Below are 20,806 nucleotides of genomic sequence, written 5' to 3'. Positions count from 1 at the left end.
TTGTTATTGGTTGTTTACCCCCTAGCTCCCTAAAAGGGGGAATTTGTCTCATGTCTAACCTCAGCCATGTCGGTACACTTCCCAGCCCATATAATTGCCAAAGGCCTCTTCGAGGATATTGGCGGTATGGGAGGCATTCATGACTACATGGTGTTCAAAGCCATTTTTGCAGATATACTGCATCAGGCCCTGCAGGTCAGGAATTTTGGAGACCGCTCTATTGCCAAAGGTGTTTAGCTCATCGTCTGTCAGGTGACCTTCGCCGATATAGGCTTTGATTTTGCCCTGTGGGTCATCGGTGCTGATTCTCCCGTAGGTCAAAGGTGAAGCAGGCGTTCTGCCGGAAAGTGCACCATAGGTATTTTCCTCGCCCACTGTAGTGCCCAAGATCGGGGCCGTGCTGATTTCGATGTCCGGTAAGAAAGACTTGGCCCAGTTGCCACAGTGGAAAAGTACGCACTTTTCAGGGTCGTCGGCGTAATTATTGTTCCAGTCCACCAAAGCACTTGGAGAACCAGATGCCAACTGCATGGCATACATGGTCAGCGTGCCGGTCACGTCCACTTCACAGGCGCTGGGCATCATGTTTTCACTCATCATGCTCATGCTGGTGCAGACATTACAGCCGTAATTTTGCTGTACCGATGTCCAGCACTGGATGGCCGTAGCATCCAATACATTTTCTTCCATAAACTCATTGAGCACTACATCCATCTTGGCAATTTGATGTAAGGCATGTTGAGGGGTCTTGCCCACTGATGCATAGGCATGGATTTTTTCCAGTCGCTCCTTTACCCTGGCTTCTTCAGCATCCAGCCGCTCTGCCCTGCCCAAGATCTCCGACAGGTCAATAGTGGTCACAGAGATACCGCTTCGTTGGAGCAGTTTTTCACTGTAGCGTACCGTATTAAACCCGCCTGGCCGGGCACCAATGGCACCAATCCGTGCATTGCGCAGGCCTTTTACAATGCGGCAAACGGCGGTAAACCGTTGTAAGTCTTCTGTGAATTTAGGGTCCGAGGGATGCACTACATGGTCGGTGGTAATCGTATAAGGGATTCCAAACTGGTAAAGGTTATTGCATACGGAAATCTTGCCGCACCACGCATCCCTTCTTCGGGCGACGTCCAGTTTATTCAGGTCATCAGGATACCCTTGGACCAATACGGGTACATTGAGATTGGCCAGTTTAAGTGTTTCCGCCACACCACGCTCGTCACCAAAATTGGGGAGGACTACCAGCACACCCATGATGTCATCTCGGTGCTTTTTGAATAGTTGGGCACATTTGGTGGCTTCCTGAAAGGTTTCGACTCCTCCGAGCTTGGTTTCCTGATCATCCAGGATGACGGGACGGATATGAAGCTTTTCCAACAATTCCAACACATCCTTCCGTGCTTCGGACACCAGCTTGTCAGGGAAAAAATCACGGTTCCCTATAATTACGCCCAAGGTCATGGGCTTTAAGGTTTTACCTGTAAATAGCATTTTACTTTCTCTCGGTTTTGGGTAGCAGGCCACTAGGAACGCGTTCACAGTGTCTGTCACTTGATTTGACTTGTATAATTGACTTTATAAATAGTAAAAGGAGGCAGCTAAACAGCTGCATGGCCTTGATGAAAACATACCGAAATTGGCATTTCATATCGGGCCCTCGGGGTTTATCAGGTAATAGCTTAGGATCAATGCATCCATCAGAAGATAAACTAATTTCACCTAAACTTAAAGACTGCTGAAAATGCGCTTTTAACTGCTTTTCAGCTTATTGTCACAGTCTAATATCCTATTTGGACCAATCATTCCCATCCTGCACATTCCTGCCATTGGGAAAACTTTACAAAAAAATCTCTCCCTTTTCCATTTCAGAAGTGGAAAAGCGGAGAGATTGGTCAGCATCAAAAAATCCCAATGAAATTCTTATTCGTAAGCAGGATTCTGTGGATAATCACCTGCGTCGAGTGAAATGGCCGACAATGGAATGGGACGCAGGATTTTATATTCACCATTGGCGCCTAAGAACGGGTCTGTACCGCTGTCATAGATCGTTTTGATATCGGGATTACGAACTGCCGTGTACTCCATCAACTTCCCGGTTCGCTTTAAATCTAACCAGCGAAGCCCTTCACCGGCCAGTTCCCGGGCACGTTCATCAAGTATAAAGTCCAAGTCCACGGAAGATACTTGCATGGCCGCTTCCATTCCAGGGGCAGCAGCCCTTCGTCGTACTTCATTCACCCTGGCCAAGGCTGTCCCTGGATCTCCTGCTTGGAGATAGGCCTCGGCGGCAATCAAATACGTTTCGCCCAATCTCGCCAAATACAAGTCATGCGTATAACGGATGTCCGGCAACTGCAGGCGGTCAAATTTTTTCAATGCAGGAAAATCGGTCTGGTTAAGCCCATCCCACCAATATGGGCCAATCGGCGTGATAATGGTCTCGGTGCGATTAGGAGAAGCTGCTCGCCAAGCGGTCGTGTCAGCCAATTGGGCTGCAGTGCGTGGGTAATAATAATTTACAGGAGTACTTTCAGGATTCAAGATATAGCCGGTGTAAGGGCTGGTTTTGATATTCAGGAAGGTTCCTTCAAAGCGGGTATCGGCATCTTGATAAAGAGTAAACAGGTACGCGGTAGGGTGCAGCGCATTTTTCTTATTGACGCCATCGTCGCTGCCTTGTACCAGTGGCCCCCATGGATAGTCCCAATTGTGGGCCGGGGAATTTAAGGTGGATGCTTCTGCATACTGAATGGACCAAAGGATTTCCTCGTTATTGTCATTTTGGTATTCAAACAGCTCCCCAAATGCTAAATTCAACGCTTGACCGTCAATGGCTGCGTCGGCCAACTGTGCTGCTCGAGTGAAATCTGCAGCTGAACCACCATTTTCGGTATCATAGCCTCTGGTGAGATGGACTTTGGCCAAAATATGCTGTGCGACACGCTTGTCTACCCGGCCAAAATCAGGTTGGTCCATCGGTAGCATTTCGATAGCGGTCTCCAGTTCGCTGATGATAAAATCATACACTTCACCAGCAGGGTTACGCCCAAAGCTGACAATGGGTTCTTTGATCAAATCGGTCACCAATGTCACATCGCCAAAGTTTTGGACCAACAGAAAATAATAATAGGCACGAATGGCCCTCACTTCTGCCACTCGCGTTTCCAGCGCTGTGTAAGGCGTAGTTTCATCCGAATACTCTAGGGCCATATTGGCAATTTGGATGCTTTGATAAAGGGTCTTGAAGAGTTCCTCCACTTGGCCATTGCCAGGTGTCAAGGTTTGGTAAGACGCCAAACCCAAAGGTACTTCCGCATGGGCGGCAAAGAATAAATCCGTACCAGCACAAAAGATGTAAGGTGTCGGTTGGTAAACGTCCCTCAAGGTAGAATAGGTGGCATTGATAAGCCCTTCATATCCTGCTTGGTCTCCATAATAGTTTTCAGCAGTGGTGTTTCCCAGATTTTCCTCATCCAGGTATCCAGAACAGCCAGAAACCGTCAAGCCCAACACTGCTGTATATATGATTGTTTTTATGCTTTTCATGATCTTAGAATTTAATGTTTGCACCTAGCTGATAAATGGCATACGAAGTATTGGTGGCATCCACGCCTGACATACCGGCACCGGCCCATTCAGGATCAAAGCCTTCGTAATTGGTGAATAGAAATGGATTCAGTGCATTGGCATAGATTCGCATCGACGTCACTCCCCATCGCTCCAATGCTCCAGGAGCGAAATTATAGCCCAAGGTGATGTTTTGGATGCGGACAAATGATGCATCCTTATTGAAGCCCGGATAGCCATAGTCCTCGGAGTCCTCGCCGTAGTATTGGCCCATGTAGCTTGGTTGGGGGTATTCATTGGAGTAGCGCGGGGTGGTCACTTCACTATCCCTCAAGTAGTAAGGGACATCCAAAATCACTTTGCTGTTAAAATCGGTAAACTCTCCATGGAATGGGCTGTAAGTGTAGACCCCTTGTTTGGTGTAGACCGAAGCCGAAAGGTCCCAGTTTCTGTACCTGAAATTAGTCGTGAATGTACCGATCCAGCTTGGTGCAGGAGATCCCAATACCGTCATGTCATTGTCAATATCTATATTGCCATCGCCATTGAGGTCTTTTACTTTGGCAGTACCTTCCATGGCCTGCTGATCTTCTGTGGACAATTCATCTCTTTGCCATACTCCGTCAAAGACCATTGCATAAACTACATCCACGGGCTGGCCGATAAACCACCTGTTGGGCACATCATCTTCTTTCTTTCCGTACAGCTCCACGATCTTATTGGTGTTTTTGGAGAAGATGAAATTGGTTTCCCAAGTGAAATCCCCCGTTTCCACATTGACCGTTTTTACTTGTAGTTCCACCCCTTTGTTGCTGACAGAACCTACATTGTCCATCATGACCTCCCAGCCGGTGGGCATGGCGAGCTTTCGTTCCATCAGCAGGTTAAGGGACATTCTGTCGTAAACGTTGATTTCACCGCTGATGCGGTTTTTGAAGAAGCCAAAGTCGGCACCAAAATTCCATTCCCGAGTACGCTCCCAAGTGAGGTTGGAATTGGCAATGGCACTAGGCACAAAACCATCTGCGGTAGTTCCGTCCCAATCGTAGTATTTCTGTCGGTTGAGTGAAGATTGAGTGGAATATGCTGGGATGTTATTGTTTCCAGTATAGCCATAGCTTACGCGTAGCTTTAAATTGTCGACTACCGGAGAGCCTTTTAGAAAAGGTTCTTCTGTCATTCTCCAGGCCACTGCCGCGGAGGGGAAAGACGCCCATTTGTTACCTTCGGAAAGTTTGGAGGATCCATCCCAGCGGATGGTACCGGTAACGAGAAATTTATCCTTAAAGGAATAATTTAGCCTGTTTGTGAATGAAAGGAGCGTAAACTTGTTATAAGCTGTCGTCGCATCCCGCTGTGGTGCACTTTGTACATTGTACCAAAGGGAATTAAACGGCACGTCTCTACCATAGGCAAAGGCATTTTCGATACGGTTCATCTGGGCAGATTGGATAAAATCATAGGAGATACGATGATCGCCAAACTCCTTTTTGTAATTCACTTGATTGTCCCAGATATAGGAGATGTTGTTGTCGTTCCACATCCTGGCCACTGAAATGGAGCGTGTCGCAAAACGGTCAAAATACTCCCCGGTCCGGCCAAATTTCACATTGGGAGAAAAGGTGGTTTTAAAGCTAAGATCCTTGATGGGGCTAAACCTCAAATAGAAATTGGTAATGGCATAAAACTGCTCTTCATTATACCTTGAGCCACTTTCCAAAAAAGCATAAGGGTTTACATTTCCTGAGATACCGATCATGGGAGACTGGATAACATTGCCATCAGCGTCAAAGGCCGGAGCATAAGTAGGCATACGGAAAAGCTGTTGGGTATAGCCCTGACGAGAGATCAGCTCTCTGTTGGAGAAGGCTAAATTGATATTTGCCCCAATGGCAAACATGTCATTTGGACGGGCATCCACGCTGGCTTTAAAATTATATTTCTTGAAATATTGGCCTTCCACATTTCCGTCGTCACTTTGATAGCCAAACCCGACGACATAACTGACATTGTCAGTAGCTCCAGCAGCGGAGATGAAATGGTTTTGCTGGATACTTGGCTTCAGAAATTCTCCCAGCCAATCAGTCCCACGTCTGTTGGACAATACTTCCCCCCAGTAATTGGTGCCATCATCGGAAATTACCTCTGGGAAACTATAGGTAGGTGAATCGACGATAGGTACGCCCTGTACCAAATCACGGGTTGCTTGACGGTCAATGTTCCACTGGACACTTTCATCATAGGTGTTGAGGAAATCAGGCATGTTAGTAAAGTTCCTTACCCCTACAAAACCTGAATAGGAAAACGTAGGCTTCTGATTGGACAGCCCTTCGCCGGAGCGGGTCGTCACGATGACGACGCCATTGGATCCTCTGGATCCGTAAATTGCGGTGGAAGAAGCATCCTTCAAGATGTCTATACGCTCGATGTCATTGGGGTTCAGGAAGTCGATATTATCGGTCATGACACCATCCACCACATAGAGTGGATTACCACCCGTCAGGGAATTGGCACCACGGATCTGGATGTCAAATCCACTACCTACAGAACCTGTCCGCTGGGTGATATTGACACCGGCAGCATTGGCTTGAAGGGCTTTCATGGGGTTGGTCGCCCCCACACTATTGATTTCCCTGTTGCCTATGGAGGATACGGCTCCTGTAAGGTCTTTTTTCTTGACTTCCCCATATCCCACTACGACCACTTCATCGAGGCCGGCAAGGTCACTATCCAGGACGATGTCCAGGGTGGTCTGATTGCCTACTTCCACGCGTTTGCTCTGGAAGCCAATATAGGAAACTGTCAGTGTGGCCCCCTCAGGAACCTCAATGGAGTACTTACCGTCCAGGTCAGTGACCGTACCATTTTGGGTGCCGTCCACCACAATGGAGGCCCCTGGGAGGGGTTCGCCGTCGGTGTCGGTCACGCTACCGGTTACGGTGATCTCTCTGGCCACTTCTTCCTTCTGGGTGGGCTGGAGCTGTTCTAACCGAACGTTGATTTGATCATCCACCTGCTTGAAACGAAGTGGGGACACTTGGGAGATTTCCATCAAAAGATCATACAGCCTGATGTTTTTCTCCTGAATGGTAAAACGATTGCCCAAAGCAACCGCTTGACGGTCATAAACAAACCGAAAGCCCGTTTGTGACTCGATATGCTGAAACACCTCTTTGGCGGATGCCTGGTCATAATTGACCGAGAGGGTCATGTTCAAATCTTTTGCTTGGTTGTTCATTGCAATCATGGCCGGGAGGGGCTTGTCTTGGGCAATGGCAGCACTTACAGTGCTGCTCATAAGCATCAGCCCCAATAGCCAAATGCTGCTTAGCCAGCAGATCGTTTGTATTTTTCCTTTCATAATTTTGGGTTGTTAATTGGTTGATCAGTTTTGAATAGGTGTTCTCTTGAGGTTTTATGGGGTGAATTTTAGGGTTACGTTATTACCATCGATCTTGAATTTTACATCGTACATAAACTGCATCCCCGTGAGGATATCTTCTAGCTTTTCATTTTCATACCGGCCATTTACTTTCCAATTTTCAGGAGTACTTCCATAAATCTGAAAATCCACACCGTACCATTTGCTGAGCTTATCAATAAATTCCTCAAAGCCCGTATCGATGAAGATCATCACTCCTTCCTTCCAAGCGGTGACCTGTGAAACATCGAAATTTCTTCTTGAAAGCAAGCCACTCTGGTCGTCATAGGTGAGTTGCTGACCCGGAGCCAGGAGGTGTTCTTTGAGGTCGTTAAGTTTTACTTTCACTTTTCCCGTGACCAGAGACACTTCGGTGCCATGGCTGTATTTTGGCGCCTTCACATTAAAGGATGTTCCCAGTACTTGGGTCTCTACGCCATCTGTCTGCACAATAAAAGGATGGCTGGGAGCGTGGGTGACGTCAAAAAACGCCTCACCATCGAGCTTTACCACCCGCCGATCTGCATCAAACTGCTCGGGGAATTCCAACTTGCTTTCATAATTTAGGTGGACAACGGTACCGTCAGGTAAGTTGACCGTCGATTTTCTGCCGCGGGGATTCTCCACTGATTTCCACGTGATTTCTTGTTGAGGAGTCACCTCCGGATCCGTGATCACCTTGCCACCAATGAGTGCTGATATCAAACAAAAGAACAAAATGGCCGCCACCTTGAGCCATTGGCCAAAATAGCCATGGCCCTTAGTGAAGAAATCACGTTTTGGAAGTTCTTTATCTGCCGCTACTACCTTGTCAAGGATGCTATCCAGGGCTAGTTCATCCAATTGGTGCTGGTTGACCTGAAGGCGCCCGACAAATTCCCTGGCCTTTAGGAAGTCTTCGTGACAAGCTGGATGCTCTTGGATCCATTTCTGCCAGAAATAATTCCGTTTACCAGATGGATGCTTTACCCAATCGACAAAGTCTCTCCTTGCGATAAGTTCGTAGAATATGTTTTTCTTCTTATGATCCACTCTTTTAGCTGCCGTTTACCAATACAAGAGCAGGAAACCGGAAATGATACCGGGTTTTTAATAAAAAATGAAGGCTGAAAGCAAATTGGCTTCAGACAAGCTCGCAGCGACGGTATTTAAATCGAATTCAGGCTAATATCTAGAGGCTCCAAAGGCTTACCAAAAATTCAAAATCAGGGCAATAAAACCCAAAAAGGAAAATTGATTACAAAAATGTAAAGGTAATCTCGGACCAAGCGATATTTCTGGGGGAGTGTCTTTAGGTTAACCAAATAGGAACAATAGGACCATACTTCCCCAGTTGACTTAGTTGCACGCCTTATGCTTTAGGAGATGACCATTTGAATTGTATTTACCCCCAACTTTTCGTTTGATCCGTAATCTCCGTAGAAGAATATTGGGGACAAAATACGCTGTCATCCGCCGCGACGGACGAGGGATTTGTTTGAATAAAACGTTTAATTGAGAAAGTAGGACTATTGTTTTAGAATGGCGTATGGAGCAAAAAAATGGCTTACAGAAATCACGGAATTAACGAGTTTTTTCCGTGATTTCATTATTGCCAAAATTGGGAGCTCTACCTATACGCTTGACCCGAATACTGGAACTAAGCAATCCATACAATATTTTCTAACTATTACTCCTCACTGACGACCATCTTAAAGCCTTCTCCATGCAAGGTGATGATCTGCACTTTTGGATCTACTTTGATGAGTTTACGGATTTTGCTGAGGTAAACATCCATGCTGCGAGCATTAAAATAACTGTCATCACCCCAGATTTGCTTGAGCGCATAACTTCTGTTTACAGGCTTGTTCAGCTCTGCTGCCAAAAGTCGAAGTAATTCATTTTCTTTGGAAGTAAGCTTGTGCTTTCCCTCATTGCTCTCCAGCATCTGCTCATCATAGTGCAGTACCAAGTCTCCAAAAGCATAGTTTTTTAAAGCCTGCGTTACATCGTCTTCCCTCTGGGTACGCCGGAGGATCGCGCCAATTCGAAGCAGCAGTTCTTCCATGCTAAAGGGCTTTGTAATGTAATCATCCGCACCGATCTTAAGCCCCTCGATCACATCATCTTTCATGTTTTTGGCTGTCAGGTAGATGATAGGGAGGCCTTCTTCTATTTTCTTTATATCCTTTCCCAAGGTGAACCCATCCTTTTTGGGCATCATGATATCCAAAATGGCCAGATCGTATTTGCCTTTTTTGAAGTTGTTCCAGCCTTCTTCACCATCCCTGCAGAGCATGGTATCATATCCTTTCATGGTCAGGTATTCTTGTAAAATGTCTCCCAGGTTGGGATCATCTTCCACTACTAAAAGTTTTGCTTTGCTCATTTTTTTCGGGGTAACGTGATCGTAAATGTACTTCCTTTATTGATTTCACTTTCTACAGCGATCTCTCCATTGTGCTCCTCCACCATGGTTTTGACATAGGCCAGACCTAGACCAAATCCCTTTACATCATGGACATTTCCTGTAGGCACTCTATAGAATTTATCAAAGATCTTCTTTACGGATTCCTTGGACATGCCCATCCCATTGTCTTTGATGGTAATAGAAAAACGTCCTGCCAGTTCCTTTACCTTTAACGCAATTTGTGGCTTATCAGCTGAATATTTATTGGCATTGTCCAGCAAGTTATTGATGATATTGGAAAGATGAAAGGCATCTGCTTCGAGGTAAGGGTCTTTCACATCAATATCCAACAAAATACGCCCGCCATTTTTCTCTACCTGTAGGTCAAAATGCTTCTTCGTATCCTTGATCAAGTCTACTATATTTACTTGTTCAAACTTCAGTTTGAAATCCTTTTTGTCCAGTGCTGCTGCCTGCAAGACTTTCTCCACTTGCGAACCTAAGCGTTTGTTTTCGTCTTTAATGATGCCCAGATAGCGGTTGCGGAAGGTGTCCTGATTGATCAGCTCTGGGTCCTGGAGAGCTTCCACCGCCAAGCTTACAGTGGCTATTGGCGTTTTAAATTCATGGGTCATGTTATTGATAAAATCATTTTTGGTCTCCGAAAGTTTCTTCTGGCGAATGATGACTTTGATCGCATAGACAAAACATAAAATAATGATCAGCAAGAAAACAAGCGAGCTGGACAGTGGTAGCCAGATCTGCTTGAGCACATACAGCTGCTTATTGGGAAAATGGATTACCATGAAATTTTCCTGACCGACCAGATCCCCTGGAAACAGTTCGGCTTTGATACTGTTTTTTCTGAATCCCATTTGATCTGAAATCCTATTGATGGGAATCAATGAACCTTTATTGCTTAGAATCGCCAATTCAAAATCCCCTGTAATGCCTCTTTTCCTCAACTGGCTGGAAATATCGCGGTGAAGTTCTGTCGTATCCACTCGGTAGAGGATGTTTTCCTGTGTGTCTGCCAAAAGCTGCGTAAAAACGACCTGCATCAGTTCTATTTTTTTATTGGCCTTAATAATGTTTTCCGCGACATCTTCAGAAATGTCATACTCTTCGGTGATAATCGCTTTGCGGTTCATCATATAATCCTGCGCCTGGACAAAACTGTCCCTGCGGCTGACAAATTCCAGGTATTTTTCCTTTTCCTTCAGGTAAATCGCCATCTCATCTGGCGTAAACAGCTGCCTGGCCACCGAAGCCGGAAGCTCAAAGTACTTCTGCAGCTCAAATTCATCCTCTGGCTTACCGCCCCTAGAGGCAATGATACGTTCAAAAGTGGAGGAAACTTTTGGCAAAGGTTCTTTAAAAACGGAATCCATCACCGAAGGCCTTCTTTCAAAGGACAGTCTACGGCGGATATTGACCTCTATAGGCTCTATTTTTTGAAAGAGCATCTGCTTGAAAGTGCTGTCCCTGGCCATGGTGCTGAGGATTATATCACTGGTCTCGCCCTTTTCCAATTTGGTAATGCTCGCCGCCAAAGACTGGTAAACGTTCTGTTCGAATCGCTCCTGATTGATCTTGATGGCATTGGCCACCCAGTAATACTGGAAGCCCACCAAACCCAAGCAGGCCAGCGACATTAACAGAATGATAATTTTCATTTTTGTCTTAGACATGTTACAAATTTATAGGTTCTTGCCAAGTAAGCCCGAAGCTTAACAATTTTTAACAACGCTTAGCAGTACGTTTTTAGAATTTTATTTTGGAAACAGCTATATTTATAATGTTCAATTGTATGCTACATTAGCAAGCCAATGATGTTTTAGTGGATCTTACCCCTAAACCTGTTTTTCCACCTAACCCATACCGCTATGAAAACAGAATTAAGATGGATGTTGGTTGCATGTTGCTGCTTTATTATTTCAGGAGTATCATTCGGCCAAGAAAAAGAAGGCGATACACAAATCAGGTACTACCTGAATGTTTCTTCTGAAAAAGATGGTGTAAAAGAAGAGGTTACGAAGACTTATGATAGCCGCCTTGTGATGGAGAAGGATGCCTTCTTTAAGGATTTGGGAATAGTGCTACCGAAGGTTGAGCACGAGAAGTTGGTTTTGGAAACCACCATAGACCATAAAAAAGTAAGCCTCTCTACGATGCAGTTTACCAGCCACAGGGGCAAAAATGTCACATGGGTAAATCGGGACGACCATGTAGAAATGGCTATTATCAAAGATGGAAAATCGGTCCAGACCTTTAAAAGCTCCGCTCCCAAATCCACCAAGAAAGTAGTCCTTGGTGTGCCGTCCTATCAAAGAGATTTCGATTTTGACACTGATGAAATAGAAGGAGGCAATGCGATGGTGTACAGCAAAGATCGCCAAGTGGAGGTTTTTGCATTTGATAAAGATGAAAATGGCCAGATCCAAATGAACGAAGAAGAGGCTGACAAGACCATCGTACGGCTCGAAAAGCTTATCGAAGAACTAAAAGCGTCCAAAAAACAGAAAGAATGACCGTAATGTAAAATACCCTGGCATTTGGTCGCGAGGAGGCACTGGGACTTCATGACAAGGTTTTGATTAGAGAAGAGGAAGGCAAAGTCTTCCTTTTTTTGTTGGCCTGCCTTTTCTATCTTTGCCCTCTTAATTTATTATGGATGTATCATGACTATTGACAACCAACAATACCAGATTCAGGGTGTTCCGCTTTTGGACATCGCCAAGGAGTATGGCACGCCAGTTTATGTCTATGACGGACAGAAAATACTGGATCAAGTAGCCACATTACAAAACGCCTTTTCTTCTGTAAACCTGAAGATAAAATACGCCACCAAGGCCCTTTCCAATATCAACATCCTTAAACTGATGAAAAAGGCCGGGACTGGTGTGGATGCGGTGTCTATCGAGGAGGTGAAGCTTTGTCTTCATGTCGGTTATGATCCATCTGAAATCATGTTCACGCCAAACTGTGTGGCTTTTGAAGAAATTCAAGCAGCCGTGGACTTGGGCGTCATGATCAATATCGATAATATTCCTATGCTGGAGCATTTTGGCACCTATTATGGCAATAGTGTACCGCTTTGCATCCGGCTAAATCCTCATATCCTCGCAGGGGGAAATGCCAAGATTTCCGTAGGACACATTGATAGTAAGTTTGGTATTTCTATCCTTCAGTTGAAGCATGTGCTCAAAATCGTAGAAGTCCATAATCTAAAAGTCGAAGGGCTCCACGTGCATACCGGCTCTGATATACTGGACGCGGAGGTTTTTCTAAAAGGTGCGGAAATCCTGTTTGACGCTGCCAAAGAATTCAAAGATTTGCAATTTCTCGATTTTGGAGGGGGATTTAAGGTAGGTTACAAGGAAGGCGATATCACCACAGATATGGCCGAAGTAGGGAGAAAAGTCTCTGCGGCTTTTAAGGAGTTTTGCAAAAACTACGGCAGGGAGCTTGAAATCTGGTTTGAACCGGGCAAATTTTTGGTCAGTGAGTGTGGCTACCTCCTTGTCCAAGCCAATGTCGTAAAATCTACTCCTGCATCTACATTCATCGGGGTTGATTCTGGACTTAACCACCTGATTAGACCGATGATGTATGACGCATACCATGGTGTGGAAAACATTTCCCGTATTACTGGCCCGGATAGGGTATATACCATCGTGGGGTATATTTGTGAAACGGACACCATCGCTGCGGACAGAAAACTCAAAGAAGTCAAGGAAGGTGATGTCCTGGCGATCAAAAATGCCGGTGCCTATGGCTTCAGTATGGCATCCAATTATAATTCCAGGCTTCGCCCGGCGGAAGTCTTGGTGCTAGATGGAAAAGCACACTTGATCCGAGCGCGCGAGAGCTTCTCGGATATTTTACGTCATCAAATTGATATAGGGCTATAATTAAGGTGTTTAGGTAATTTGTAACAATTTTATCGAAGATAAAACTTTGAGCATTAGCAGTATATAATTAAATTAGCAGGAAGTAAACCAAGCACAAGCCCTGGTAGTAATAATTTAAATTCACCAAAGTCCGGAGCCAACTCTCCGGACTTTATTTTTATTTAAGCATTGGCATATACAATTTCAAAAGTACCGGGGCTTAATCCTGGATCAAGCGGAAAAGCTGGGGGCTGGGCATACCTATCTAAGCGTGAGTTAGAGCTGAAGCTGTTTTATATGGAATGTAGGTAACGCTGATCCGCCTCGGCGGGACAGGTTGGGCAGATTTCCGCTGATTTTTTTAAAATTGTAAAGCCACAAGGAGATAAATCAAGACTTGAAATGGTGCTATATCCATAGCCCTGGGCAACGCCTATGGTAACCATTCTAGCAAACCGATGTAGGTTTTAGCATCGATCACCTGACCAATGCCCGCAAATTTACACTAAAACCCGATCCACGCCAGTGGAGCACTATTTCCATAATCAATAGGAAAAAGGAATTTTGAAAAAAGAAGATTGAAATTTATTTGCCCCAGAAATATTGCTTGGTCCTTAATCCTCTACCTGGCCATTCGTAATTTCCTTATTGGATTCTTTCAAGAATCGGACGTTCCTCCTAAGTCCAGTCAATTTGGTCCGTTTGACAGCGGACTTTTGAAACACCTTACTGAAAGTTTCCTGGGTGATCTCTTCCCAATCCCGCTTGGACATTTCTTCCATTTCGGGGTGTGGTAGGAATTCGGGTTCCTGATGAGGTCTTGAAAAACGGTTCCAGGGGCACACATCCTGGCAAATATCACAGCCAAACATCCAATTGGCAAATTTATCCTTCATGGAAGAGGGCAGCTCATCTTTCAGCTCAATCGTAAAATAAGAAATACAGCTACTACCGTCCACCACACCGGGCTGGACAATGGCATCAGTAGGACAAGCATCCATGCATCTGGTACAGCTGCCGCAATAATCCTTGGTCACGGGGTCGTCCGGAGTAGCCTTTAGGTCAATGATCAGTTCAGCAATGAAAAAGAAACTCCCCATATTCCGGTTTAGCAAGAGGCTGTTTTTGCCCCTCCAGCCGAGCCCTGCCTTCTCTGCCCACTGACGCTCCATGACAGGGGCGGAATCCACAAAAGCCCTGCCTTCTACATCGCCCACTTCTTCTTTTAAGCGATATAGGTATTCTTTCAACTTATCTTTTATGACAAAGTGATAATCCTTGCCATAAGCGTATTTGGCTATTTTATAATCTTTCTCACCTTCGGGCAATTTTTTTTCGGGAAAGTAATTATATATGAGGCTGACCACGATAGTAGCACCTTCTACCAGTTTGGTAGGGTCCAGTCTTTTGTCAAAATGATTGGCCATATAGGCCATTTTTCCATGATAATGGTTGTTCAGCCAAGCTTCCAACCTGGGCGCCTCCTCTTCCAGAAAACCTGCTTTCGCAATCCCACAAAAGTCAAAGCCCAACTCTCGGGCGAGTCGCTTGATGATTGCTGCATGCTTATCTTCTTGGATCATTGCTGACATTACCTCTGCTCCATTTTATCCCAGCCCCAAAACATTACTCTCCAAAGAGACTGCCGCTGTTACCTCCAAAATGGGGGCGGATGTTAAGATGCTTATAAGCCAATTCCGTGGCGATCCTCCCTCTGGAAGTCCTTTTCAAGTAACCTTCCTGGATCAAAAAGGGTTCATATACTTCCTCGATGGTCTCTCCTTCTTCTCCACAGGCAGTGGCGATTGTCGAAATCCCAACAGGCCCGCCCTTAAATTTCTCAATAATGGTGGTAAGTATCCGGTTATCCATTTCATCAAGGCCATTTTCATCCACATCCAAGGCATCCAAGGCGAATTTGGCGATTTCAAGATTGATGGTGCCATTACCTTTAATATCCGCAAAATCACGCGTTCTCCGCAGGAGCGTATTGGCGATCCTTGGCGTACCACGGCTGCGACGTGCGATTTCATATGCTGCCACTTCGTCCATCGGTGCTCCCAAAATATTGGCAGACCGCGTGACGATGGTGGTCAGAAGCTTGGCGTCGTAGTATTCCAAACGGGCATTGATCCCAAATCGTGCGCGCAGCGGAGAAGTGAGCAAACCAGACCTGGTCGTGGCCCCGATGAGCGTAAAGGGATTTAGGGAAATCTGGACTGAACGGGCATTAGGCCCTGAATCCAACATGATGTCAATGCGAAAATCTTCCATGGCCGAATAGAGATATTCTTCCACGACGGCATTGAGCCGGTGGATTTCATCAATGAACAGCACATCACCTTCTTCGAGGTTAGTCAAGAGCCCCGCCAGATCGGAAGGCTTGTCCAATACCGGACCTGAAGTAATCTTCAAACTGGATTCCAGCTCGTTGGCAATAATGTGGCTCAGGGTAGTCTTTCCCAGACCAGGAGGCCCGTGCAAAAGCACATGGTCCAGCGACTCCCCCCGTTTTTTGGCAGCCAACACAAATATCTTGATATTGTCCACGATCTTTTGCTGTCCGGTAAAGTCATCAAAACTCAGCGGCCGCAAAGCTTTTTCAAACTCCTTGTCCGTCTGGTTCATGTGCTCATCATCACCCTTTAGATAATCTTCTCTCATATTTCCTCTTTCCTTGAATACAAATATAGGAAATGTTTGCATCCGCCATGATCCCAGCACTGACTTCCAGTGCCAAACCGTCCAGCTTTCTCTGCAACAAACGTCTAAAAGCTCCCAGCAGACATTTAGGCTGTGTTTAATTTTGCGGGTCAATTTGGGGATTTAGCCCTGCCTGTGTCTTATGTTCCTAGAAAGTCCCAAAAGAAGCATAGTTGGGGGCTGTCTTGATAATTCTCCACGGAATATAGGTTTTGCCAAATGATCTTCCTACATTTGCAGCCGAAAGGAGGTGTTATATATGATCGTAGTAAACGTAAAAGAGAACGAATCTATCGAAAAAGCGCTGAAGCGTTTTAAGAAGAAATTTGACAGAACAGGAGCAATCCGTGAACTGAGATCTCGTCAGCATTTTGAAAAGCCTTCTGTAAAAAGAAGAACGGAAGTGATCAAAGCTTCTTACAAACAACGACTGAGAGACGAAGAAGGTAAATAATTTATTTTCCTTCCTGAAAATAATTGAGCATATTGGTGTAAGATTTACACCGATATGCTCTTTTCTTTTATAAACTATCTCGAACATGAAAAACGGGCCAGCGCGCATACTGTGCTAGCCTATGAAAAGGACCTTGAACAGTTCAAGGAATTTTTAAAACTGTCCTTTGACACAGAAGACATCACCCAGGCCGGGCACGGAGAGATCAGGGCATGGATGGTGGACTTGGTAGAGCAGGGGCTTTCGGCCACTACTGTCAATAGGAAGATGGCTACATTAAGGTCATTTTATAAATTTTTGCTCCGATCAGGAGAGATTTCCAAAGACCCCACCTATAAGTTAAGGGCCCTAAAAACCCCAAAGAAGCTTCCTGAGTTTGTCCAAGAATCCACCATGGAGCAATTACTCAATGAAGTTACATACGAAGCAGGCTTCGAAGGACAGCGCGATAAGATGGTCATGGAATTTTTATACATGACAGGCGTCCGCCTTTCCGAATTGATCGGTTTAAGGTGGAAAGATATCGATCTGCCTGAGCGAACGGTAAAAGTTTATGGAAAAATAAAAAAACAACGAATAATACCACTAACAGATGTGTTATTAAAGAATATTATTTCATATAAAAAAGAATTTGAAGAAACATTTTCAAATGTAAACGAGAGTGATTATTTTATCGTTACTATTAGTAAAAAGCAAGCATACCCTATGATAATTTACCGGATAGTGAGGAAATATTTAGACCTTTTTGCGCAGACGTCCAAGCGTAGTCCTCACCTTCTGAGACACACTTTTGCGACGCACCTGCTCAACAAAGGCGCTGACCTCAACGCGGTAAAAGACTTGCTTGGACATGCTAACCTCGCTGCCACGCAAGTTTACACACATAATTCTATGGAGAAACTTAAGGCTGTGTTTGATCAAGCACATCCTAAAGCCTAAATAAAAGTTTAACTTTTAAAACGTTAACACTATGAAATTACAAATGCATTCAATCCATTTCGACGCTGATCAAAAGCTGATTGATTTTATCCAAAAAAAGGCCGACAAGCTGGATACGTTTTATGATCACATTATAGACGGTGAGGTGTTTATGAGGCTCGATAAAAACGAGAATAATAAGAACAAGATCGTTGAAATCAAATTGAATGTACCCGGAAAGCAGTTGTTTGCAAAGCATCAGACAGACAGCTTTGAGGGCGCTGCTGATGAGGCTATCGAAGGCCTCAGGAGACAGATCAAAAAGTTCAAGGAAAAAATGGTACTCGCACGACAATGACAATATAACCCAATTCCAAATAATGCAATGACAAACCCGCTCAAGTGAGCGGGTTTTGTTTTTTTAACGTAGCCATGATTTTTACTTAACGTACTTGTTATGAGAAGCTTTTACCTTTGATACAGTAACGTAAAGCGATGAAAAAGAAATCTATACCTGAAGTTTATCTCTTCTTTTATTTTTTGACTTTCATTATTGGCGGGATTGTTTTACTAAATGTGCCCAAAGGGGATTACGAGCTTTTTATTAATCGGCATCATTTTTTACTGGCCGATTTGTTTTTTTCTTTAGTCACCCATATCGGTGATGGGTTGATCTTTTTGGCAGTATTTCCAGTGTTATTGTTATATCGGTTTGCCCACGGCCTCCTCTGTGTGTTTAATGCGGCCATCCATATGGTGCTTTCAGTAATCCTAAAGCGAATGGTATTTGTCCATTCACCTCGTCCGGCCGAATTTTTCAAGGACATCGATCTGGTGGAGATAGCTGGTGTCCCCATGTACCACTGGCATTCATTTCCATCCGGCCATACCGCAACAGCCTTTGCCCTGATGACCATGCTGGCCATGCTCTATCCAAAACGGCACAGGCTTCAGGTGGTTTTTCTCCTGGTCGCTGTATTGGTCGGTTTTAGCAGGGTGTACCTTATGCAGCATTTTATTGCTGATGTGCTAGCTGGCTCTGTGATAGGAGTAAGCTCTGCATTTGCCGCCAGGGTCATTGTGAGAAATTATTTTAAAGGAAAGCCCTACAAAAAAGGGTTATTACGAAAGAAAAAAGTAGCCCTTTCGGAGCTAAAGCCCGGCTTTCAGCCGGTTCGCATCAGGATCAGGCCTTGGAAATGGCCTTTTTAGCTGATCTGGCATTGTCTTACCAATTTGCCATGTCCTGTAGCTGGTATGTTTCTCCCCCTAATTTGCTCTTTGTTCGCAATTCCAAAAGCCATCCGTTGACTGTTCATTGGGAGATGCATTGGTAATAGCAGCTGAGATGATCACCCAATACGGTCCAGGGAGCCTACGGCTATTTGCCTCTGTCTTATTATTAATGCCAATAAAAAAACCTCCCCGATCACCGGAATACCGGCTCGGGAAGGCTTTCGTTATCATTAAACCATTTTAATTTCTATTAATCTGCCAAAGGATCCCAAGTTCCTCCCCAACCTTCGGTTTGGTACTGCTGTAGGTAAGGGTTGGTATCTACTAAATCCTGATAAATTCCGAGGAAATAATATTCGTTATACCAAGTAAAGGTCCAGTCATTTTCGTTTGGATCCAAATTGTCCCTTTCTTGGACACGGAAGTAATTGTCTCTCAGCCATTCAGAATACTCATCTTGATTGGCAATTCCCTCAGGGAATTCCTCTGGTTCTCTATTTACTACAGGAGCATCATCACCGCCAAACGGATCTTCGCTACCCACATAGTCAGCACCATTTCCATCTTGGGCTATAAAATAGAAACCAGTTCTTCGGGTTCCGTCAAGAGGCTCAATGCCCAACCTTGTACAGGTATTGTAATCATCATTGAACAGCATCCAGCGCTTCAAGGTATGGTACCTTTTCTGACGCTCGTAAGCTAATTCTACCTGACGTTCTCTTACTGCGGCACCAAACAATCCATCTCTGGTATTCACATTAGCTAAGCCATAGCTTCCGTCAAGGTTCTCGATGCCTGCACGCTCACGAATCTCCATGATGCCCTGCTTGCCTTCCTCCAATCTGTCGGAGCCAATTGCTGCTTCTGCCAGGTTCAAGACCACTTCGGCAAAACGTATTTCGATATAATCATTTCCGGAAGTTCTAAAAAAATCCTCTCCGGATTCATCAGCCTTGGTCATTTTCTTCACGTAAAAACCACTTCCATTGGCTGCGTCACCAGTATCCTCATCAGGATTGTCCAATCCTTCTTCGCTGAACCAAGTATAGTTCCATGAACGGTATTCAGCGTCATCCGCATAAGGGAATTTGTCGCCTGGAACGACAAATGTTGCGTAAAAGCGGGGATCCCTGTTTTTATAGAAAGTCTGTAGATCATAGCTATACGCATCGGATTCGCCAATTGGGCGACCATCCTTCATCGGGAAAGCATCTACGGTTTGCTTGGTAGGTTTCAGCTGGTTAAACGCCTCCTGATCACTGGGACGGGTAACGGTTTCCCATCCACTGTTCATCTCAGAATCATTTGTCATCGTATTAAAGCCCCAAACCCAAACAGCTTCTGGATTGCCGACTTCCTCATTCCAAATATCGGCCCACTCACCTTGGTAAAGGCCAAAGCCATTATCTTCCAAAATCTCTATGGCTTCTTTATTGGCCTGATAGGCAGCTTCCCAACGTTCTCTTTCATCACCCCTGTTAAACTGAGGACTTGCCCACAACAAGGCAGCACGTCCTTTCAACGCAGCCGCCGCTCCACTGGTCACGCGTCCCCAATCGGAAGCATCCGTCCAATAGCCTGGCAGTAAATTCTTGGCACTGTCGAGGTCGGCCATAGCCTGTGCCAGTGTTTCTCTGGCAGATGCCCTTGGCGTACCTCCTGAAGGATTCACGATAGGGTTCTCGGCTTCCAACTCAATTGGAACACCACCATACCAAGTAGCCAAATCATAATACTGATACCCTCTCCAGAAATACATCTGTCCTTTCAGATAACTTTTCATGGGTTCCTCGATTCCATCATATTCATCTACGCTATTGATAAACAAGTTGATTTGACGAATTCTGGTATAGGTGTCGTTATCAATTTTGGTATCCATCCTCCTCCCAATATAATCCCAGCAGTGGTATTCACTGGGAGAAATCGCGGCCCACACTTGGTTCCATCTGGTTTGTCCATAGGCCTCATCACTGGTCTGCATCAGGTCATCATTATGGGAACTGTAATACCACTGCGGTACATTTCCATCTGAAGGCAGGAACAGTCCGTAAACATAGTCAACATAGGCTGTAGCCCGTAATTCATCCTGAAACACCTGCTCGTTAACCCCTGTCCAGTCCTGCTTTTCCTGAAGGAAATCATCATTACAAGAGGCAAACAGGACTACAAATGCCAGCAAGAACAATCTGCTTATGTTATTTATATTAGTTGTCTTCATTATATTCAAT

Annotated in this window: 15 protein-coding genes; 6 read left to right on the top strand and 9 right to left on the bottom strand. The window is 45.0% G+C overall.

Annotated features, from left to right (window positions below):
• Window positions 1–60 precede the first annotated feature (60 nt).
• The 6 genes from FKX85_RS03950 to FKX85_RS03925 all read right to left on the bottom strand — a co-directional run bounded on the left by FKX85_RS03950 (window position 61) and on the right by FKX85_RS03925 (window position 11,065).
• Complete coding sequence (locus tag FKX85_RS03950) at window positions 61–1,488, bottom strand: L-fucose/L-arabinose isomerase family protein (protein ID WP_141613495.1); 1,428 nt, start codon at window positions 1,486–1,488, stop codon at window positions 61–63.
• A 429-nt stretch (window positions 1,489–1,917) separates the two neighbouring features.
• Entirely contained in the window at window positions 1,918–3,543 is a 1,626-nt protein-coding gene (locus FKX85_RS03945; RefSeq protein WP_141613494.1) for a RagB/SusD family nutrient uptake outer membrane protein, read from the bottom strand.
• A 4-nt stretch (window positions 3,544–3,547) separates the two neighbouring features.
• The gene (locus FKX85_RS03940) at window positions 3,548–6,925 is read right to left on the bottom strand and encodes a SusC/RagA family TonB-linked outer membrane protein (protein ID WP_141613493.1); all 3,378 of its coding nucleotides are present in this window, start codon (window positions 6,923–6,925) and stop codon (window positions 3,548–3,550) included.
• A 54-nt stretch (window positions 6,926–6,979) separates the two neighbouring features.
• Entirely contained in the window at window positions 6,980–8,017 is a 1,038-nt protein-coding gene (locus FKX85_RS03935) for a FecR family protein (RefSeq protein WP_141613492.1), read from the bottom strand.
• Window positions 8,018–8,654: 637 nt separating this feature from the next.
• Entirely contained in the window at window positions 8,655–9,353 is a 699-nt protein-coding gene (locus FKX85_RS03930) for a response regulator transcription factor (protein ID WP_141613491.1), read from the bottom strand.
• Window positions 9,350–11,065, bottom strand: coding sequence for a sensor histidine kinase (locus tag FKX85_RS03925; RefSeq protein WP_229239751.1), 1,716 nt, complete (start codon window positions 11,063–11,065; stop codon window positions 9,350–9,352). Before FKX85_RS03925 ends, FKX85_RS03930 begins: the two co-directional genes overlap by 4 nt.
• A 195-nt stretch (window positions 11,066–11,260) precedes the next feature.
• Between FKX85_RS03925 and FKX85_RS03920 the strand changes: the two genes are divergently transcribed.
• Window positions 11,261–11,905 (top strand): hypothetical protein, encoded by a 645-nt coding sequence (locus FKX85_RS03920; protein WP_141613490.1) that lies wholly within the window; start codon window positions 11,261–11,263, stop codon window positions 11,903–11,905.
• Between the two features lie 150 nt (window positions 11,906–12,055).
• On the top strand, window positions 12,056–13,288 hold the full coding sequence (gene lysA, locus FKX85_RS03915) for a diaminopimelate decarboxylase (protein ID WP_141613489.1): 1,233 nt from the start codon (window positions 12,056–12,058) through the stop codon (window positions 13,286–13,288).
• A gap of 593 nt (window positions 13,289–13,881) precedes the next feature.
• On the opposite strand, the gene queG is transcribed toward lysA, so the two are convergent.
• Window positions 13,882–14,859, bottom strand: coding sequence for a tRNA epoxyqueuosine(34) reductase QueG (queG, locus tag FKX85_RS03910; protein WP_141613488.1), 978 nt, complete (start codon window positions 14,857–14,859; stop codon window positions 13,882–13,884).
• Window positions 14,860–14,893: 34 nt separating this feature from the next.
• Window positions 14,894–15,931 (bottom strand): Holliday junction branch migration DNA helicase RuvB, encoded by a 1,038-nt coding sequence (gene ruvB / locus FKX85_RS03905; RefSeq protein ID WP_141613487.1) that lies wholly within the window; start codon window positions 15,929–15,931, stop codon window positions 14,894–14,896.
• Window positions 15,932–16,229: 298 nt separating this feature from the next.
• Between ruvB and rpsU the strand changes: the two genes are divergently transcribed.
• From rpsU to FKX85_RS03885, 4 genes are all read left to right on the top strand, one after another.
• A complete protein-coding gene (gene rpsU / locus FKX85_RS03900) occupies window positions 16,230–16,424 on the top strand; it encodes a 30S ribosomal protein S21 (RefSeq protein WP_015264664.1) in 195 nt (64 codons plus the stop codon).
• A gap of 54 nt (window positions 16,425–16,478) precedes the next feature.
• Window positions 16,479–17,363 carry a tyrosine-type recombinase/integrase gene (locus FKX85_RS03895; protein ID WP_141613486.1) on the top strand — a complete coding sequence of 295 codons (885 nt, stop codon included), beginning with the start codon at window positions 16,479–16,481 and terminating at the stop codon, window positions 17,361–17,363.
• Between the two features lie 31 nt (window positions 17,364–17,394).
• Window positions 17,395–17,700: a ribosome hibernation-promoting factor, HPF/YfiA family gene (hpf, locus tag FKX85_RS03890; protein ID WP_137401364.1), complete on the top strand. Its 306-nt coding sequence runs from the start codon at window positions 17,395–17,397 to the stop codon at window positions 17,698–17,700.
• Between the two features lie 137 nt (window positions 17,701–17,837).
• Window positions 17,838–18,554 (top strand): phosphatase PAP2 family protein, encoded by a 717-nt coding sequence (locus tag FKX85_RS03885; protein ID WP_141613485.1) that lies wholly within the window; start codon window positions 17,838–17,840, stop codon window positions 18,552–18,554.
• A gap of 274 nt (window positions 18,555–18,828) precedes the next feature.
• Here FKX85_RS03885 and FKX85_RS03880 read toward each other — a convergent pair whose 3' ends face one another.
• Entirely contained in the window at window positions 18,829–20,796 is a 1,968-nt protein-coding gene (locus FKX85_RS03880) for a RagB/SusD family nutrient uptake outer membrane protein (protein WP_141613484.1), read from the bottom strand.
• Window positions 20,797–20,806 lie beyond the last annotated feature (10 nt).

The organism is Echinicola soli, assembly GCF_006575665.1.
Taxonomy (GTDB): domain Bacteria; phylum Bacteroidota; class Bacteroidia; order Cytophagales; family Cyclobacteriaceae; genus Echinicola; species Echinicola soli.
Note: the sequence above shows the minus strand (reverse complement) of the source record. Positions and strands in the feature narration are given on the sequence as shown.

What these genes read in the sequence shown, in the direction of transcription:
- lysA (WP_141613489.1), top strand. Translation starts at nt 12,056, where the DNA reads ATGACTATTGACAACCAACAATACCAGATTCAGGGTGTTCCGCTTTTG.
- FKX85_RS03885 (WP_141613485.1), top strand. Translation starts at nt 17,838, where the DNA reads ATGAAAAAGAAATCTATACCTGAAGTTTATCTCTTCTTTTATTTTTTG.
- FKX85_RS03880 (WP_141613484.1), bottom strand. Translation starts at nt 20,796, where the DNA reads ATGAAGACAACTAATATAAATAACATAAGCAGATTGTTCTTGCTGGCA.
- FKX85_RS03925 (WP_229239751.1), bottom strand. Translation starts at nt 11,065, where the DNA reads ATGTCTAAGACAAAAATGAAAATTATCATTCTGTTAATGTCGCTGGCC.
- FKX85_RS03930 (WP_141613491.1), bottom strand. Translation starts at nt 9,353, where the DNA reads ATGAGCAAAGCAAAACTTTTAGTAGTGGAAGATGATCCCAACCTGGGA.
- FKX85_RS03895 (WP_141613486.1), top strand. Translation starts at nt 16,479, where the DNA reads ATGCTCTTTTCTTTTATAAACTATCTCGAACATGAAAAACGGGCCAGC.
- FKX85_RS03945 (WP_141613494.1), bottom strand. Translation starts at nt 3,543, where the DNA reads ATGAAAAGCATAAAAACAATCATATATACAGCAGTGTTGGGCTTGACG.
- ruvB (WP_141613487.1), bottom strand. Translation starts at nt 15,931, where the DNA reads ATGAGAGAAGATTATCTAAAGGGTGATGATGAGCACATGAACCAGACG.
- hpf (WP_137401364.1), top strand. Translation starts at nt 17,395, where the DNA reads ATGAAATTACAAATGCATTCAATCCATTTCGACGCTGATCAAAAGCTG.
- queG (WP_141613488.1), bottom strand. Translation starts at nt 14,859, where the DNA reads ATGTCAGCAATGATCCAAGAAGATAAGCATGCAGCAATCATCAAGCGA.
- FKX85_RS03920 (WP_141613490.1), top strand. Translation starts at nt 11,261, where the DNA reads ATGAAAACAGAATTAAGATGGATGTTGGTTGCATGTTGCTGCTTTATT.
- rpsU (WP_015264664.1), top strand. Translation starts at nt 16,230, where the DNA reads ATGATCGTAGTAAACGTAAAAGAGAACGAATCTATCGAAAAAGCGCTG.
- FKX85_RS03940 (WP_141613493.1), bottom strand. Translation starts at nt 6,925, where the DNA reads ATGAAAGGAAAAATACAAACGATCTGCTGGCTAAGCAGCATTTGGCTA.
- FKX85_RS03950 (WP_141613495.1), bottom strand. Translation starts at nt 1,488, where the DNA reads ATGCTATTTACAGGTAAAACCTTAAAGCCCATGACCTTGGGCGTAATT.